This is a genomic window from Catellatospora sp. NPDC049111 (genome assembly GCF_040648615.1).
Lineage (GTDB): Bacteria > Actinomycetota > Actinomycetes > Mycobacteriales > Micromonosporaceae > Catellatospora > Catellatospora aurea.
The window spans coordinates 17,229-34,085 of the sequence record NZ_JBEZEB010000043.1 but is presented as its reverse complement, the minus strand read 5'-3'; the positions used below and the strand labels follow the sequence as shown (position 1 = coordinate 34,085).

14 protein-coding genes are annotated in these 16,857 nt (G+C 72.5%); 3 read left to right on the top strand and 11 right to left on the bottom strand.

The genetic code is table 11. The annotated features are described in order from the left end of the window. Position 1: 1 nt before the first annotated feature. The 9 genes from AB0B66_RS35865 to deoC form a co-directional block, all read right to left on the bottom strand. Complete coding sequence (locus AB0B66_RS35865; RefSeq protein WP_360538472.1) at positions 2–1,441, bottom strand: SigE family RNA polymerase sigma factor; 1,440 nt, start codon at positions 1,439–1,441, stop codon at positions 2–4. 90 nt (positions 1,442–1,531) lie between these two features. Further along, entirely contained in the window at positions 1,532–2,332 is an 801-nt protein-coding gene (locus tag AB0B66_RS35860) for a hypothetical protein (RefSeq protein ID WP_360538470.1), read from the bottom strand. After that, on the bottom strand, positions 2,325–2,819 hold the full coding sequence (locus tag AB0B66_RS35855) for a SigE family RNA polymerase sigma factor (RefSeq protein ID WP_360538468.1): 495 nt from the start codon (positions 2,817–2,819) through the stop codon (positions 2,325–2,327). The genes AB0B66_RS35860 and AB0B66_RS35855 overlap by 8 nt, the downstream gene beginning before the upstream one ends. A 94-nt stretch (positions 2,820–2,913) precedes the next feature. Further along, positions 2,914–4,218 carry a hypothetical protein gene (locus AB0B66_RS35850; protein WP_360538466.1) on the bottom strand — a complete coding sequence of 435 codons (1,305 nt, stop codon included), beginning with the start codon at positions 4,216–4,218 and terminating at the stop codon, positions 2,914–2,916. Positions 4,219–4,354: 136 nt separating this feature from the next. After that, positions 4,355–5,341 (bottom strand): acyl-CoA dehydrogenase family protein, encoded by a 987-nt coding sequence (locus tag AB0B66_RS35845; protein ID WP_360538464.1) that lies wholly within the window; start codon positions 5,339–5,341, stop codon positions 4,355–4,357. A 34-nt stretch (positions 5,342–5,375) separates the two neighbouring features. Then, positions 5,376–6,494, bottom strand: coding sequence for a hypothetical protein (locus tag AB0B66_RS35840; RefSeq protein WP_360538462.1), 1,119 nt, complete (start codon positions 6,492–6,494; stop codon positions 5,376–5,378). Between the two features lie 162 nt (positions 6,495–6,656). Then, entirely contained in the window at positions 6,657–7,478 is an 822-nt protein-coding gene (locus AB0B66_RS35835; protein WP_360538533.1) for an aldehyde dehydrogenase family protein, read from the bottom strand. Between the two features lie 73 nt (positions 7,479–7,551). Next, positions 7,552–8,982, bottom strand: coding sequence for an aldehyde dehydrogenase family protein (locus AB0B66_RS35830; RefSeq protein WP_360538460.1), 1,431 nt, complete (start codon positions 8,980–8,982; stop codon positions 7,552–7,554). 2 nt (positions 8,983–8,984) lie between these two features. Continuing rightward, positions 8,985–9,932, bottom strand: a complete 948-nt coding sequence (gene deoC / locus AB0B66_RS35825; protein ID WP_360538458.1) for a deoxyribose-phosphate aldolase — start codon at positions 9,930–9,932, stop codon at positions 8,985–8,987. A gap of 146 nt (positions 9,933–10,078) precedes the next feature. Here deoC and AB0B66_RS35820 point away from each other — a divergent pair, with 146 nt between their 5' ends. After that, entirely contained in the window at positions 10,079–11,485 is a 1,407-nt protein-coding gene (locus AB0B66_RS35820; protein WP_360538531.1) for a glycosyltransferase, read from the top strand. Positions 11,486–11,565: 80 nt separating this feature from the next. Then, complete coding sequence (upp, locus tag AB0B66_RS35815) at positions 11,566–12,198, top strand: uracil phosphoribosyltransferase (protein WP_360538456.1); 633 nt, start codon at positions 11,566–11,568, stop codon at positions 12,196–12,198. A 170-nt stretch (positions 12,199–12,368) separates the two neighbouring features. On the opposite strand, the gene AB0B66_RS35810 is transcribed toward upp, so the two are convergent. Next, a complete protein-coding gene (locus AB0B66_RS35810) occupies positions 12,369–13,097 on the bottom strand; it encodes a class I SAM-dependent methyltransferase (RefSeq protein ID WP_360538454.1) in 729 nt (242 codons plus the stop codon). A gap of 105 nt (positions 13,098–13,202) precedes the next feature. Between AB0B66_RS35810 and AB0B66_RS35805 the strand changes: the two genes are divergently transcribed. After that, the gene (locus AB0B66_RS35805; RefSeq protein WP_360538452.1) at positions 13,203–15,032 is read left to right on the top strand and encodes a hypothetical protein; all 1,830 of its coding nucleotides are present in this window, start codon (positions 13,203–13,205) and stop codon (positions 15,030–15,032) included. A 127-nt stretch (positions 15,033–15,159) separates the two neighbouring features. Here the strand turns inward: AB0B66_RS35805 and AB0B66_RS35800 are convergent, their stop codons facing one another. Then, positions 15,160–16,833 carry a phospho-sugar mutase gene (locus tag AB0B66_RS35800; RefSeq protein ID WP_360538450.1) on the bottom strand — a complete coding sequence of 558 codons (1,674 nt, stop codon included), beginning with the start codon at positions 16,831–16,833 and terminating at the stop codon, positions 15,160–15,162. Between the last annotated feature and the right edge of the window lie 24 nt (positions 16,834–16,857).

Here is a 16,857-nt window from a genome sequence, read left to right as displayed (position 1 = left end):
GTCACTGCCCCGCAGGCCCGGCCACCGTGACGCTCTCGGCGAACCGGATCAGGTCCGCCTCGCTGAGATCGGCTTCGTTCGGCTCCACCCACAGCACCCGTTGCTCGTCCAGCCGGATCCACAGGGCCGTCGGCGGCCGGGCCGGGTCGTCCCGCTGCACCCGGGCCGGACGCCCGCCGACCAGCAGGGAGCTCTCCGGGCCGACCATGCTCGTGTCGGTGCCGACGTGCACGCAGATACCCACCGGATCAGCCGGGCGCAGCCGGGGCTCCCGGCTCAGGCACAGGTGCTGCGCGCCCAGGCTGTTCACCTCGAACCCGGGGGGCGCCAGCGAGTAGGTGATCCGTGGCGTGGCGGTGACCTTGCCGAGCCGCAGTTCGCGGGCGATCCGCTCCACCTCCGCCACGGTCAGCAGCCCGCCGAAGCTCTGCACGGTCACCCAGCGGCCGTCCCGCCGCCAGGTCAGGCCGACCGCCGGCGCGTCCTCCAGCGTTCCGGTGCGCAGGGTCGCGTTGACCCCGTTCACCTGGACGGTGCGCGTCTGCGCGGCCTCCCAGTCCCAGTCATACGGCGACGGCCCGGCGTAGAGGAGCACGTAGCCAGGGCGGCCGATGCTCTCCAGCCCTGTCATGTCCATCGCGATGGTCACCTCCAGCGGACCGACCTTGGCCGGCATCCAGCCCGGCTTGTACGGGAACGACGGCAACTCGCCGCCGGACCCCACCGGCACCAGCACCGACGGGGCTGCCGACGACGGCGACGGGCTCGCCGACGGCGTCGGGGTGGGGGTGGTCACCGGCGGCGGCGTGCTCCGCCAACCGGGCACCAGCATGATCAGCGCGACGATCACGGCGGCCGCCGCCACGGCCAGTCCGGCCTGCCGCCGCCGCTGCCCGCCGACCGCCCGCCGCCGCACCGACTCGACCGGCACCGCGGGGAAGGCCCGCTCGCCCGCCGGCACCGGTGCCGGATTGGCCAGCCGGGTCCGCAGCGCGGCCAGCCCGCGGTGCGCGTGCACCCGCACGGTGGCGGGCGAGCAGTCCATCAGCTCGGCGATGCGCTCGTCGTCGAGGTCCTCGAAGAAGCGCAGCACGAGCACCGTGCGCTGGCGGCGGGGCAGCGTGCCCAGCAGCGCCCACAGCTCGTCGCGCACCGCGTGCCGCTGCACGAAGTCGTCGTCGCCCGCGGCGTCGGGGGTCGTCTCCAGTGGACGCTCCCGGTGCGACAGCCGTCGCCACCAGGAGGAGTGCGCCCACACCACGGCCTTGCGCAGGTAGGCGTCCGGGTTGTCCGCCTCGATGCGGTCCCAGCGGTGGTACGCCTTGGCCAGCACCTCCTGCACGAGGTCCTCGGCGAGGTGCCGGTCGCGGCAGAGCAGGTAGGCGAAGCCGACCAGCGGCCCGGAACGGGCGCGGACGTAATCCTCGAACTCCGGGTGCACGGGGGTCTCCTCAGCCGGTGAGCGGTGGTCTCGCGGCTAAGACGTCGCAGCGGGGCCGCCGTGTTTACCTGTGCCGCCGAAGAGTCCGGATCAGGTGGCGGGCGCGGCGGGCGGAGTGGCAGAGGCCGGCGTTCCGCAGGGTCCGCTGCGCATCGCCGCGTCGGAGAGAATGCCGTGCCAATCCATCCACAGGGCCCGGCTGCCCCGGCGCTCCCAGTACTCCTGCCAGACGACGCCGTCGATGCCGTCGCCGACCCACGCGTTGGGAATCGTCGACGTCGTGGCGGTGCCGGTGAGCATGAAGGCGAGCCAGCCGCATGTCTCGCGATCGGGCGGCAGCGCCGGCGACGGCAGTCGCAACGAGGGCTTCGCCGCGGTCATCGTGTAGGTGGTCGCGCGGTATCGCACCAGCTTCTGCGCCGTGGCGCTCCAGTGGTAGGTGACCATGACCATGGTGACTCTGACTCCGGGGCAGTCGCGCAGGACTTCGGGCTCGATCTCCCAGCGGTCGTTGTCGGTGCTCCAGAAGAACAGCCAGTTCTTGCAGTCCGTCGTGGTGCCGCCGGGTCCGGAACCTGCGGCCTGCGGGCTCGTGCTCGTGCTCGTGGACGGGCTCGCGGTCGGCGGGGCGGACATGCTCGGCGCGGACTCGAGGCTCGGTGAGGCGCTCGGCGAGGGGTGCGCGGGCGGCGGCGGTGTGGCACGCCAGTCGGGCAGCCACAGCGCCAGAGCCGCGCAGACGGCTGCGGTCAACGTGGTGGCCACGGCGCGTCGGCGACGGCGGCCGGTCACCGTCCGCTGCACCTGATCGACGCCAGGCGGCACGGTCCGGTCGTACGAAGCGCTGCGGAAGCCGGTGAACGCCTCGCCCAAGGAGTCGCGGTCAGGCATGGTTCACCTCCTGCTCGTCGAGCCCCAACTGGACGCCGAGCGCGGTGCGGGCGCGGTGGAGCCAGGATTTGACGGTGCCCTCGGCCGCGCCCATGAACTCCGCCACGTCCCGGACCGGCAGGTCAGCGAGGTAGTGCAACACGACCGCCTGCCGCTGCTGGGGCGGCAGTTGTGCGAGCGCGTGGGCGAGGTCGATCCGGTTGCCGTTCGGTCCGGCGAGCGGTTCGGGCGCGAGGTCCCGGTGGAAGTTGAGGAAGCGCCGGGTGCGCCGCCAACGGCTGATCGCCATGTTCCACGCGACCCGGCGCACCCAGGCGGCCGGGTCGTCATAGCCCGAGATCTTTCCCCAGTGGCTGTAGGCGCGGCAGAACGCCTCCTGCACCATGTCCTGGGCTTCGGCGTGATTCCCGGTGTACGCATGCAGCTGTGCGGTCAGCGGACGGAACGTCGCGGCGTAGAACTCCGCAAAGTCATCTGGTGGCGGCACAGGCGGGCTCCGGTCGGCGACAAGGGTCGCGAGAGTAGATCATGTATGCGGGGGACCGCAGCTCGGCGGCCCCCCGCCCCCCGTACACGATGGTCTAGAAGAGGCTCTGCTGCGGTCCGGGAGTCACCGTCGCCGGGCCGGCGGCGGTGAGGCCGGTGATCGCGTACGCGGTCACCTTGCCGTCCTGCCGCACCGCCCAGAGGTCGGGCGAACCGTCACCGGTGAAGTCGGCCGCCACCAGCGCGGCCAGGTCGGCACCGGTGTTCCAAAAGACGGCGACCTCGTAAGCGGTGTGGGTGATCGAGCCGGTGCCGTCCTGGTGGTCGGTGACGCGGATGTCCTTCCACAGCACCAGTCGGCCGCTGGCACGGTGCCACAGGTACATCGCGGTGCCGGGGCTGCCGTCGGCGGTCGGCTGCTGCGCCGTGGCGATGGTCCAGTCCTGCCAGGCCATGTCGTCGGCGGGCGTCTTCGTGGTGAGCGCGAGCTGCGGCCCCACGGCGACGGCGTAACTGCCGACGTAGTAGTGCAGGTGGTATCCGTTCGCCGGGCTGCCGACCGTGGCGATCAGATCGTCGGTGTGGTGGCCGTCGACGTCGGCGCCGGCGGCGTTGTACGCGTTGGCGAGCTGGAGCGGGTTGTCGCCATTGAGGTCCGAGAGGTAGCCGCTGTAGAGGTTGCGCTGGCCGATCCGAGTGTCGAGCACCGAGCCGTCGCCACTGCCACCGATCAGTGCGCCGCCTCCGGCGTTGAAGCCGCCGGTGTGGTAGCCGAGCACGTCGGAGAACCCGGTGTGCAGGAAGCTGCCGGTGACGAGTGTCGCGCCGTCGGAGGTCTCCGGGCCGCCGTAGCCGAGGCCGTACGCGCCGACGTTGACGGCCGGCGTCTTGAGCTGCCCGGGGAAGGCCGCCGGATTGCGCAGCGTCGCCTGCCAGATGCCGGTGGGCCGGCCGTTGCCGCCGGCCAGCAGCAGGTCGGGCAGCATGTCCCCGTCGACGTCCTTGTCCTGTGCGGGGGTGCGGGTCATCGCGGCCATGATGTCGTACGTGGCCCCACTCTGTGTGCCGTCGGCGGCGATGGCCGACACCCGCAGCACGTTGACCCGCCGGCCGGTGAACGCCAGGGTGATCGTGGCCTTGCCGCCGGTCGCCTTCACGGTGCGGACCTGGCCGTTGAGGTCGTAGCTGAACCGTACGGGCGCCTCGCCGTCGGCACCGCGCTGGAAGGTGAAGCTCACCAGGCGTCCCACCGGGTAGTCGCCGTAGTAGCTGCGGGTCACGGTCGGCACCGTGACGACCGTCGCGGCCTGTGCTCCGGTGGGGGAGACGGCGATCGCGGCGACGAGTGCGGCGGACGCGGCCCAGGGCAGCGCCCGGCGGGCGGTATGGCGGAGGTTCATGGTCTCCCTCGTGGGGTCGGCACCAATCAGGACTGCTGGTGCGGTCGCCGACGGAGCCGGTGATCTGATCTGCTCCGTCACCAACCACACGCCGCCGTGACCGGCGGGTTGCAGCGGAACCGGGAATATTTCGGGTTCAGCCGAGGCGGGACAGCAGGGCGTCGCGGATTGCCGGTCGGCTGCCGAAGACCAGCAGGAACGCTGCCTCACGCAGCAGCCGTTGGGCGTGGTCGGCGCGCAGCACGGCACGCGCGCCGGTGCGCACGGCCAGTTGCGCCGTCGCCCGCAGGGCCAGATCCGAGGCGGCCGCACGGGCGGCAGGGACCGCGGCCGCATCCGCTGCCAGCAATGCCGCGCGGGCGGCGGCCAGTTCCGCGTCGAGCGGGCTCGGGCCGAGCAGGCGGCAGCACCGGTTCACCACGCCGAGGGCGAGGAAGCCGTTCAGCGCCGAGCCGCTCGCGTCCGATGACGACCATTTCCCGTACGCCTGCAGGTCGACAAGTCGGTTCTCGTGCACGAAGTGGCCGTCGAAGCGAACGTCCACGGTCCGGCTCGCCTGCACCGCGACCAGCTCCAGCGGCGTGGTGGCGAGGGTCGGCGCGTCGGCCGCGTCGACGAACAGGAAGTGCACGTCGTCGTGCTCGTCGCGGGCGGCGGTGTACAGAGTGTCGATCATGTTCCAGCCGGTGACCCACGGCACCGCCCCGTCGAGCAGGTAACCGCCGTCGACGGCGCGCACCCGCATCGGTGCGGTGCGGCTGCGCAGCCCGGCCAGCGCGATACCGGCCCGCCGTACCCCCTTGGCCAGGGGTTCCAGCCAGGTCTCGCGGATGCCGGGCCGCTCGCTGTGCGCCGCGGCCAGCATCGGGCCGTGGTGCTGCAGCCAGACGAACGCGGTGGTCAGGCAGCCACTCGCGAAGGTCTCCACCAGCGCCGCCGCCAGCGGGAAGTCCATGCCGGACCCGTCGGCCGGCGCGGCGACGCCGTAGAAGCCCTCGGCGGCCAGCAGGTCCAGTTGGGACGCGGGGATGCGGTCGGCGGCGTCCACCGCGAGGGCGGCCGGGAACAGCACCTCGTCGGCGATCTCCGCGGCCCGTGCCCGCAGCCTGCTCGCCTCACCCATGCGGCACCTCCTCCACCGACCCAGGATCGCAGGGTCAGGGCGTCCGGGGACGGATCTCGTCGTCCGGGTCGGGGTCGATGAACAGGCCACCCTGTACGCCGATGAAGTGGTAGCTGACCTGCCGCAGCGGCCAAAGCACCCAGGGACGTTCGTCCACGGCGATCGGCCGGCCGTCGGCGTGCCCGGCCGTGCCGACCAGCACCCAGGAGTACGTGGTGGACAGCACGGTGCGGACTTCGCCGGTGACGCCTGCCGGGGTCATCCCGCGAGGCAGGCCGGCGCGCACCTCGTCGGCGGCCTCGTCGTCGGCGTACAGCACCGCTCGGAGCGTGGCGATCGCGTCGCTGTCGTCGGTGGTGTACGAGGCGTGCACGGTCAGGTAGCACAGACGCCGGTTGAGCAGCGCGTCGTCGGGCAGCACCCCGTCGCAGCCGGACGTCTCGCCGACGGAGGCGCGCACGAGCCGGTCGCCGTTCATGGCCAGCTCGGCGGGGAACACGTCGCCGGCGCGTACCCACGTCGGGTCGCTCTTGGCGATCGCGACCGGCAGCGCGGCGACCACCAGCACCACCGCGCCGGCCAGCGCGACGGTGTTGTACCGGCGCTCGACGGCGGGGACGGCCTTCGCGACGAACACCAGGACCAGTATGAACAGCAGCGCCGCCCCGACCCCGCCCAGCGTCCACAGCAGGCCGTCGGCGACGGCGTCGCTGCCCGGTCCCTTGATCAGGTCGGACAGGTCGCGCCGGCGGCCCGGGATGAAGGTGATGACGACCAGGTAGACCACGGCCGCGGTGCTGCCGAGGCCGATCCGGCCGGCTCTGCCGAGCCCGCGCCAGAACAGTGCCGTCACGAGCATCACCGCGGCCGGGGCGGCGACGATCAGCCAGCCCGCCGTGGTCATGCCGGCGGCCGAGCAGCCCGACAGGTAGCAGGCGAAGCCGAGCACGGTAGAGCGGACGTACCCGCCGAGGGCGAGGTAGGTGACGAACGCGGCGGCGATGCCGAGGACCGCGAGCAGGCTCCACAACCAGCCGAAGCGCGAACCGGAGCCGTTGCCGCTCGACCGCACGGCCTCGATGGCGGCGGCCCGACGGCGGGCCTTACGCCCGACGTGCTCGACGGGACTGGATTCGGGAAGTGGGCCGCTCATGGTCGGCCACCCTAACGAACCCCCGCACGCCCGCCGCGACGGCCGAGTGGCCGACCGCTCGCCCGCAGGGCGTCGAGCCCGCGAACGCCCAGCTCAGCGTGCTGAAATGAAAGGAAGGGCACCTTCCACAACGCATGCGTTGTGGAAGGTGCCCTTCCTTCGTCAGAGGCCCTTGGGGTGCCAGACCGTCTTTGTTTCGAGGTAGGCGGTCATGGGGGCCAGGCCGGGGTCGGCGGACCAGTCCGGGGCGGCGGCCGGGCGGCGTACCCGCTTGAGGGTCTCGGCGGCGGCCTGCTCCAGCTCCAGGGCCAGTTTGGCGTCGGCCAGGCCGGTCAGGTCGAGGCCGTTGACGTCGCTGTGCGAGGCCAGCCAGGGGGCGACCTCGGCGGCCGAGCCGGTGAGGATGTTGACCACACCGCCGGGAACGTCGGAGGTGGCCAGGACCTCGGCCAGGGTGATCGCGACGCGCGGGGCGTCGGTGATCACGATGACCGTGTTGCCGGTGGCGATCGCCGGGGCGATGACGCTGACCAGGCCGAGCAAGGTCGGCGCGGACGGGGCGACGACCGCGACGACGCCGCTGGGCTCGGGCGAGGAGAGGTTGAAGTACGGCCCGGCGACCGGGTTGGCCCCGCCGACGACCTGAGCCAGCTTGTCGGTCCAGCCCGCGTACCAGACGAGCCGGTCGATCGCCTCGTCCACCTCGGCCGCGGGCACCTCCAGGGCGGTGAACTCGTCGCGGCGGCCCTCCAGCATCTCGGCGATCCGGTAGATCACCTGGCCCTTGTTGTACGCCGTCGCGCCGGACCACTTGCCGAACGCGGCCCGCGCGGCGAGCACGGCGTCGCGGGCGTCCTTGCGGGAGGCCTGGGCGGCGTTGGCCACGAACTGCCCCTTGCTGTCGGCGACGACGTAGGTGCGGCCCGACTCGCTGCGCGGGAACGCACCACCGATGAAGAGCTTGTACGTCTTGCGTACGGCCAGCCGCGGCGCGGTGGCGGTGGCGCCCGCGGTGACCCGGGTGGCGGAGGCGACGGAGTCCTGCGACTCCTTCTTCTTAGCCGGCAAGGTAGGCCTCCAGCCCGTGGCGGCCGCCCTCGCGGCCGTAACCCGATTCCTTGTAACCGCCGAACGGCGAGGTCGGGTCGAACTTGTTGAACGTGTTCGCCCAGACCACGCCTGCGCGCAGCTGGTCGGCGATGGCGAGGATGCGGGAGCCCTTCTCGCTCCAGACCCCGGCCGACAGCCCGTACGGCGTGTTGTTGGCCTTCTCGACCGCCTCGCCCGGGGTGCGGAAGGTCAGCACCGACAGCACCGGCCCGAAGATCTCCTCGCGGGCGATGCGGTGCGCCTGGGACACGCCGGTGAAGATGGTCGGCGCGAACCAGAAACCGCGCTCGGGCAGCTCGCACGCGGGCGACCAGCGCTCCGCGCCCTCGGCGGAGCCGATCTCGGCCAGCGCCTTGATCCGGGACAGCTGCTCGGCGGAGTTGATCGCGCCGACGTCGGTGTTCTTGTCCAGCGGGTCGCCGACGCGCAGGGTGGCCATGCGCCGCTTGAGCGACTCCAGCAGCTGGTCCGCGACGGACTCCTGGACCAGCAGCCGGGAGCCCGCGCAGCAGACGTGGCCCTGGTTGAAGAAGATGCCGTTGACGATGCCCTCGACGGCCTGGTCGATCGCGGCGTCGTCGAACACGATGTTCGCCGCCTTGCCGCCCAGCTCCAGGGTGACCTTCTTGTTCGTGCCGGCGACGGCCTTGGCGATGATCCGGCCGACCTCGGTCGAGCCGGTGAAGGCGACCTTGTCCACATCCGGGTGGTTGACCACGGCCGCGCCGGTCTCGCCCGCGCCGGTGACGATGTTGACCACGCCCGGCGGCAGCTCGGCCTGCTGGCAGATCTCCGCGAACAGCAGCGCCGTCAGCGGGGTCGTCTCGGCGGGCTTGAGCACCACCGTGTTGCCCGCGGCCAGCGCCGGGGCGATCTTCCAGGCCAGCATGAGCAGCGGGAAGTTCCACGGGATGACCTGCCCGGCCACGCCCAGCGGGCGCGGGTCCGCACCGAAGCCTGCGTACGGCAGCTTGTCGGCCCAGCCCGCGTAGTAGAAGAAGTGCGCCGCGGCCAGCGGCACGTCCACGTCGCGGGACTCCTTGATCGGCTTGCCGTTGTTCAGCGACTCCAGCACGGCCAGCTCACGGCTGCGCTCGGCGATGATGCGCGCGATCCGGAACAGGTACTTGGCCCGCTCCCGCCCCGGCATCGAGCCCCACACGTCGGAGTACGCGCGCCGCGCGGCCTTGACGGCCCGGTCGACGTCGGCGGTGGAGGCCTCGGCGACCTCGGCCAGCACCTCCTCGGAAGCGGGGGAGATGGTCTTGAAGCTGCCCGCGCCGTCGACGAACTCGCCGTTGATGAACAGCCCGTACGAGGGCTGCAACTTCACGATCGAGCGCGACTCCGGCGCCGGCGCATATTCGAAAGCGCTCATGTTCAGTCCAGGGTGAAGTAGTCGGGGCCGCTGTAGTGGCCGGTGGCGAGCTTGGTGCGCTGCATCAGCAGGTCGTTGAGCAGCGTGGACGCGCCGAACCGGAACCAGTCCGGGTCGAGCCAGCGCTCGCCCACGATCTCGTTGACCATGACCAGGTACTTGATGGCGTCCTTGGTGGTGCGGATGCCACCGGCGGGCTTCACACCGACCTGGCGGCCGGTGGTGTCGAGGAAGTCGCGCACCGCCTCCAGCATGATCAGCGTGACGGGCAGGGTGGCCGCCGGGGCGACCTTGCCGGTGGAGGTCTTGATGAAGTCGCCGCCCGCCAGCATGGCCAGCCAGGACGCGCGCCGCACATTGTCGTACGTGACCAGCTCGCCGGTCTCCAGGATGACCTTCAGGTGGGCCTTGCCGCAGGCCTCCTTGATCGCCACGATCTCCTCGAAGACTTCCAGGTAGCGCCCGGCCAGGAACGCGCCCCGGCTGATCACCATGTCGATCTCGTCGGCGCCCGCGGCGACGGCGGCCCGGGTGTCGTCCAGCTTCACCTTCAGCGGGGCCTGCCCCGACGGGAAGGCGGTCGCGACGCTGGCGAGGTGGATGCCGGAGCCGCGCAGCGCTTCGGCGGCGGTCGGCACCATCGACGGGTACACGCAGATCGCGGCCACCGGCGGGCACGTCGGGTCGCCCGGGTCGGGCTGCCGGGCCTTCGCGCACAGCGCCCGGACCTTGCCGGGGGTGTCCGCGCCCTCCAGCGTGGTCAGGTCCACCATCCGGATGGCGAGGTCGATCGCCCAGGCCTTGGCGGTCGTCTTGATCGAGCGGGTGCCCAGCCCCGCGGCGCGCGCGTCCGCGCCGACCCGGTCGACGCCGGGCAGGCCGGAAAGGAACGTCCGCAGCGCCGCGTCAGAGCGCGTGACCTCGGACAACGGTGAGATGGTGGCCGTCATACGGCGAGTCTACGCGGCCTCACGTTTATCGATCTTGTCCATGTCGTGGGATTCGGCAGAAGGGTGGCCGCCGTCACCACATCCTCCCGACATGCCGCGTTCACGCCGCATCCACGCAGGTCACCGACCGTCTTGGTGTGCGCATCATGCACTTCACCGACACGTACCTGCCGCGCCGCGACGGAGTCGTCACGTCGCTGCGGACACTGCGCGCGGCCCAGGCCGCCGCCGGCCACGACGTGCACTGCGTCGTCCCGGCCCACGGGGACCAGGAGGACGAGCCCGGCCTGCTGCGGCTGCCGGCGCTCGCCTGCGGGGTCGCCGACCTGCGGCTCGCGCGCTGGGCGCTGTGCGCCCGGTCGACCCGCGAGCAGCTCGTCGCCGACCTGGGCGCATACCGGCCCGACGTCGTCCACGTGCACACGCCCGGCCCGACCGGCTTGCTCGGTGTGCTGCTGGCCGCCCGGCTCGGCGTGCCGCTGGTGCAGACGTACCACACCGACCTGCACGCGTACGCCGAGGCGTACCGGGTGCCCGGCTGGGCGCTGCGGCTGCTGCTGCGCCTGTACGCGGGGCGGCTCGGGGTGCCCGCGGCCCTGCGGGGCGACCGCGCCGCGGTGCTCAGCGAGGGCAACCGGCTGCTGCTCGGCGAGGCTCGCGCGGTCGTCGTGCCGACCCGGGCCGTGCTCGACCGGGTCGCGCTGCCGGTGCCCGCGGCGCGGATGGCGCTGGTTCCCACGGGCGTGGGTGAGCGCCCGGCGTCGCGCGCCGAGGCCGGGGCGTTCCGGGCCGGGCACGGCATCGGCCCGAAGGACCCCGTGGTGCTGTTCGTCGGCCGAGTCAACCGGGAGAAGGGCGTGGACCTGCTGGTCCCGGCGTTCGCCCGGGTGCTGGCGGCGATGCCGAAAGCACGGCTCGTGCTGGTCGGGGCGGTCTACGAGCGGCGCTGGCTGGCCCGGCTGCTGCGCGCGGCCGGACCCGGGGTCGCCGACCGGGTGGTGCTGACCGGGCAGCAGCCCCCGCACGTGGTGGCCGCGGCGTACGCGGCGGCCGACGTGTTCGCCTTCCCGTCGCGTACCGACACGCAGGCCCTGGTGCTGCAGGAGGCGGCCCTGGCCGGGCTGCCCGCGGTGCTGGCCGACCCGTCCCTGCACCGCTACGGCACCCTCGACGGCAACGCGGTGCTGGCCGAACCCGGCCCGGCCTCGTTCGGCGACGCGGTGCTCAAGGTGCTCACCGACCGCCGCGCCGCCCGCCGCCTGGGCGCCGCCGCGCGAGCCTGCGCCGCCGGCCACACCCCCCGGCGGTACGCCGAAGCCATGCACACGATCTACGCGGCGGCCCAGGCAGCCGTCGCCACACCCGACCCGGTGGCCCCCGCCGGACCGCCGCCCGGCCCGCTCGTCCGCCTCGGCCCGGCGATGGGCCCGCTCATTCCCGCCGACCTGGTGCCGGACGCGCCAGGTCGCGCCACGCACGTGGCGGACGCGCTGGTCGCCGTGGCGCAGGCGGTGGACGACCGGGCTCGGCTGGCGGCGCACCGGGCGGGGTGAGCGGGACTTACACCACGGGGGCGGAGCCCACGACACCGGTTGGCACGACGCGGGCGGCTACGGGCGGGTAGTTTCACGTCGTGGACGTACTCGTCGTTGATCACCCGTTGGCCCAGGCCCGCCTCACCGCCATGCGCGACTCCCGCACCGACTCGGCCAGCTTCCGGGCCGCGTTGCACGAGCTCACCACCATGCTGGCGTACGAGGCCACCCGTACCTTCAAGGCCGACACGTTCCCGGTCGAGACCCCGGTCGCGACCGCCGTGGGCACCCGCCTGGCGAACCCGCCCCTGCTGGTGCCGGTGCTGCGCGCCGGTCTCGGCATGGCCGACGCCGCGCTGAGCCTGCTGCCCGAGTCCTCGATGGGCTTCGTGGGCCTGGCCCGCGACGAGCACACCTTCGAGCCCCGGGCCTACATGGAGTCCCTGCCCGGAGACCTCACCGGCAAGCCGGTCCTGGTGCTCGACCCGATGCTGGCCACCGGCGGCTCCCTCGAGCACTGCTGCCGCCTGCTCGCCGACCGCGGCTGCACCGACATCGTGGTGCTCTGCGTCCTGGCCGCCCCCGCCGGCATCGACCGCCTCCGCGCCTCCGGCCTCCCCCTGCGCCTGGTCACCGCCTCCATCGACGACCACCTGAACGACAACATGTTCATCGTCCCCGGCCTCGGCGACGCCGGCGACCGCCAATTCGGCGGCATGCCCCGCTTCTGACCACCCCTTTTGGGTTGATCATGAACTTAAGGCAGTGTTCGACGGCGTGTCGCTACCCCGGCGCCGTGATCACCCGCGCCTCGCTCCGGCCGCGCAAACGATCACGGTGGCAGGGTGGGGACACGCCGTCGAACACGTCCGTAGGTTCATGATCAACCGGAAAAGGCGGGTCAGGGGCGGCGGAGGACGGCCAGGACGGATTGGCCGAACGGGGGGCGCAGGCGGGACTCCAGCCAGCGGGTCACGGGGGTGACCAGGGAGTCGTAAACGCGCATCATGAGGCCGCCCTTGGGGGACATGCCGAGCAGGCGTGCGGTGATGAAGTAGCAGATGAAGCCGAGCGAGTTGACGTACTCCACGCGTTCGACGGTCAGGCCGGCGGCGGCCGCGACGTCGGTGAGGGTGCGGCGGGTGTAGCGCCGCCAGTGGCCGGTGGCCACGTCGACCTTGCTCATCGCGATCGGGAACGCGGGCACCACCAGCACCATCGGGGCGCCGGGCTGGATCAGCCGGGCCATGCTGCGCAGTGCCGCGACGTCGTCCTCGATGTGCTCCAGGACGTTGTAGCTGACCAGGGCCGTGTGGTCGCCGGACTGATCGGTGGGCAGCAGCAGCTCACGCGCCTCCACCCGGGGGTCGTCGGCGAAGCGCTGCTTGAGGTCGACCAGCCGCTCAGGGTCGGCTTCGGTGGCGGTGAAGCGGTCCACGTACGGCAGCCACTCCAGCAGGTAGTCCCCGAGCCCGCTGCCGATCTCGATGGGGTGCGCGCCGAGATACGGGGTGGCCATGCCCGCGAACCAGGTGCGGTGGTTCGCTGCCTCGGCGAGGCTCTCCAGCACCGCGGCCTGGATCTTCTGGTCCCCGGTGAGCAGGCTCGGCTCCGTGGCGTACGTCGTCATCGCTTGTTTCCGTCCGATAGCCGCAACGAGAAATGAATTCCTGTTTGTCCCTGTCATTCAGGGCTAATCCGGACAGATTACCTAAATGCCGTAGATTCGACGCTCGTGAAGACCGAAATTCAGGAGTGGCACCGGGCACGGCCCACCCCCGCCGACCGCCCTCACCGTGCGAAGAACCGCGCTGAACAGCCCAAACGCGTCAACGTGAACCTCGCGGTGGGGGTCGGGTTCCTGCTCGCGGCGGTGTACGTGACGTCCGGACTGTGGAAGGACGGGTCGCGCGCGCTGGTCTCGGAGAACATCGCCGACCAGGTCTTCTTCCAGTTCGTGCTGCGCCACGGCCTCGACGTGCTGACCGGCGACGCCGTGCCGTTCTTCACCACGCAGATGAACGCCCCGCACGGGGTCAACCTGATGGCCAACACGGTGGTCCTCGGCCTGGGCATCCCGCTCGCACCGGTCACCGCGATCTGGGGCCCGCAGATCAGCTTCGCGGTGCTGCTGGTGCTGGGCCTGGCCGGCACCGCCGCCGCCTGGTACTGGTTCCTGCGCCGGCACGTCACCACCTCGGCGGCGGCCGCCGCGGCGGGGGCGGCGCTGTGCGGCTTCGGCCCCGGCATGATCAGCCAGGCGAACGCGCATCCGAACTGGACCGCCCAGTTCCTGGTGCCGTTCCTGGTGCACCAGGCGCTGCGTATGGGAGAGCCCGGCCGCCGGCTGCGCAACGGCGTGGTGCTCGGGCTGCTCGTCGTCGCCCAGGCCTTCGTCAACGAGGAAGTGTTGCTCTACACGGCGCTGGCCTGCGGGGTCTTCCTCGCCGCGTACGCCGTGGCGACTTGGCCCGCGCAGCGGGCGGCGATCCGCCCCGTGCTGGCCACGGCAGGGGTCGCCGCGCTGGTCGGGGGCGCGCTGCTGGCGTACCCCCTGTGGTCGCAGTTCTTCGGCCCGCAGAGCTTCCGCGGCCTGCCGCCCGGCGCCTCGGCCTACGGCGCCGACCTGGCGAGTTTCGCCGCCTTCCCGCGGCTGTCGCTGGGCGGCAACGTCGACGCGGTCCGGCTGCTCGCGCCGAACGCCGCCGAGGAGAACACGTTCCTCGGCTGGCCGCTGCTGGCGGTGCTGGCGCTGGCGGTGGCGGGCTGGCTGTGGCAGCGTGCGCTGGTCCGGGCGCTGCTGGCGACCGGAGCGGTGTTCGCGCTCTTCGCCATGGGCAAGCAGGTGTTCGCGGGCGGCGAGCGCACCGCGCTGCCCGGCCTGTGGCGGCCGCTGGGGCAACTGCCGCTGCTGGAGTCGGTGGTGCCGGTCCGGTTCGGGCTGGTGCTGCTGCCGGTGGCCGGGGCGCTGCTGGCGCTGGCGATCGAGGCCGTCGGGCGGCTGCCGCGCCGATCGGCGGGAGAACTGCCGGTGCGGCGGCTGGCGTACGCCCTGGTCGTGCTCGCGCTGGTGCCGCTGCTGCCGCTGCCGCTGCTGACGCACCGCGGGATGCCGGTGCCGCGGTTCATCACCGAGGGCACCTGGCGGGCGTACGTCCCGGCGGGTCGCACCCTGGTGACCGTGCCCGTGACCAGCAACAAGCACAGCGACGGCATGCACTGGTGGGCGCAGTCCGGAGCGGACTACACGTTCCCCGGCGGCTACTTCATCGGGCCGGGCCGCGAGCCGGGGTCCGCCGTCTTCGGGCCGCCGCCGCGTCCCACGGACCTGCTGCTGGCCGCGGTCGCCGAGGGCGCGAAAGCCCCCCGCGTCACCGCGCGGATGCGCGACGGGCTGATCGCCGACCTGCGGTTCTGGCGGGCCGGAGCACTGGTGCTGTCCGATCGCGAGCCCCGCGCCGACGTGCTGCGCAAGCTGGTCGACGACCTGGTGGACACCGATGGCGTACGCACCGGCGGAGTCACCGTCTGGGACGTCGGCCCGCTGGTCGCGCCCTCCTCTTAGGGCGCATCAGCGTGGCGCTGCCACCGCCCGCGCTGATCTCATCCAAAAGCCCAGGTCAACGACCTGAGATGTTAGGAAGGGCACCTTCTACAACGCGGAGCGTTGTGAAGGTGCCCTTCCTTGCTCGTTACGGGCTGACGGACCAGATGCCGAGGGCGGCGGCGACCTCGGTGCGCAGGGCGCGGATGGTGGCGGCGGCGCGTTCGCGCGACGAGGCGACGTCGCCGTCGGTGACCGGCTCGACCACCTCCAGGTATGCCTTGAGCTTCGGCTCGGTGCCGGACGGGCGGACCACCACCCGCGCGGTCTCGGTGCGCAGGATGACCACGTCGGCGGCCGACTCGGCGGGGCGGTCGAGCAGGTCCTCGGTGGAGGTGACCGGCTCGTCGAGCAGCGAGGTGGGCAGCTTGGCGCGCAGGTGCGCCATCATCGTGCCGATCTCGGCCAGGTCGTCGACCCGCACCGAGAGCTGGTCGGTGACGTACAGGCCGAACTCGGCGGCCAGCTCGTCCAGCCGGTCGGTGAGGGTGCGCAGCTCCGCCTTCAGACCGGCGGCCAACTCGGCGACGAGCAGCGCAGCGGTGATGCCGTCCTTGTCGCGGGCCATCCACGGCGCCACGCAGATGCCCAGCGCCTCCTCGTACCCGTAGGCGAGGTCGGGCGCGGCGCGGGCGAGCCACTTGAACCCGGTGAGCGTCTCGGCGTACCCGACGCCGCGCTTGGCGGCCATGGCCCGCAGCATCGACGACGAGACGATCGTGGTGGCGTACGTGCCGGTGCGGCCCAGCCGCATCAGGTGGTCGGCGAGCAGCACCCCCACCTCGTCGCCGCGCAGCATGCGCCAGCCGTTGCCGTTGCCGACCGGCACCGCGACGGCGCAACGGTCGGCGTCGGGGTCGTTGGCGATGACGATGTCCGCGCGGCGCTCGGCCGCCAGCGCGAGGACCAGGTCCATCGCGCCCGGCTCCTCCGGGTTCGGGAACGCCACCGTGGGGAACGCGCCGTCCGGTTCGGCCTGCGCGGGAACGGTCGCGGGCAGCGCGAACCCGGCGCGCAGGAACGCGTCGCCGAGCACCTTGCCGCCGACGCCGTGCAGCGGCGTGTACGCCACCGCCAGGTCCTTGGGCTGGTCGTCCTGCACCACCGCGGCGGCCGCAGTCAGGTACGAGTCCACGATGTCGTCACCGAGCACCGTGCCCGGGTGGCCGAGCGGCACCTCGGACAGCAGTTTGACCGCGCGGATCTCCGCCTCGATCTCCTGGTCGGCCGGGGGCACGATCTGCGCCCCCGCGCCGAGCGGGCCGCCCAGGTGCTCACCCAGGTAGACCTTGTAGCCGTTGTCCTGGGGCGGGTTGTGGGAGGCGGTGACCATGACGCCCGCGACCGCGTCCATGGCGCGCACCGCGTACGCGAGCACCGGCGTGGGCAGCGGGCGCGGCAGGAGCGCGGCGCGCATGCCGGAGCCGGTCGCGACCCGGGCGGTCTCCAGCGCGAACTCGTGCGAGCCGCGGCGCGCGTCGTAGCCGATCACCACCAGGCCGCCCGGCTCGTGCTTGGTGAGCCAGTTGACCAGCCCGGCGGCGGCCTGGCGGACGACGGCCAGGTTCATGCCGTTCGGCCCCGCCCGCAGCGGCCCGCGCAGGCCGGCCGTGCCGAACGTGAGCGGCCCGCTGAACCGGTCGGTGAGCTCCGCCTCCGTGCCCGGCAGCGCGTCCAGCAGCCGCTGGAGCTCCTGCCGGGAGTCGGGATCGGGATCCTGAGCGATCCAGTGGCGTACGCGATCGGCAAGCAAGTCGGTCATCGGTGTTTCATAACACGCAGACCG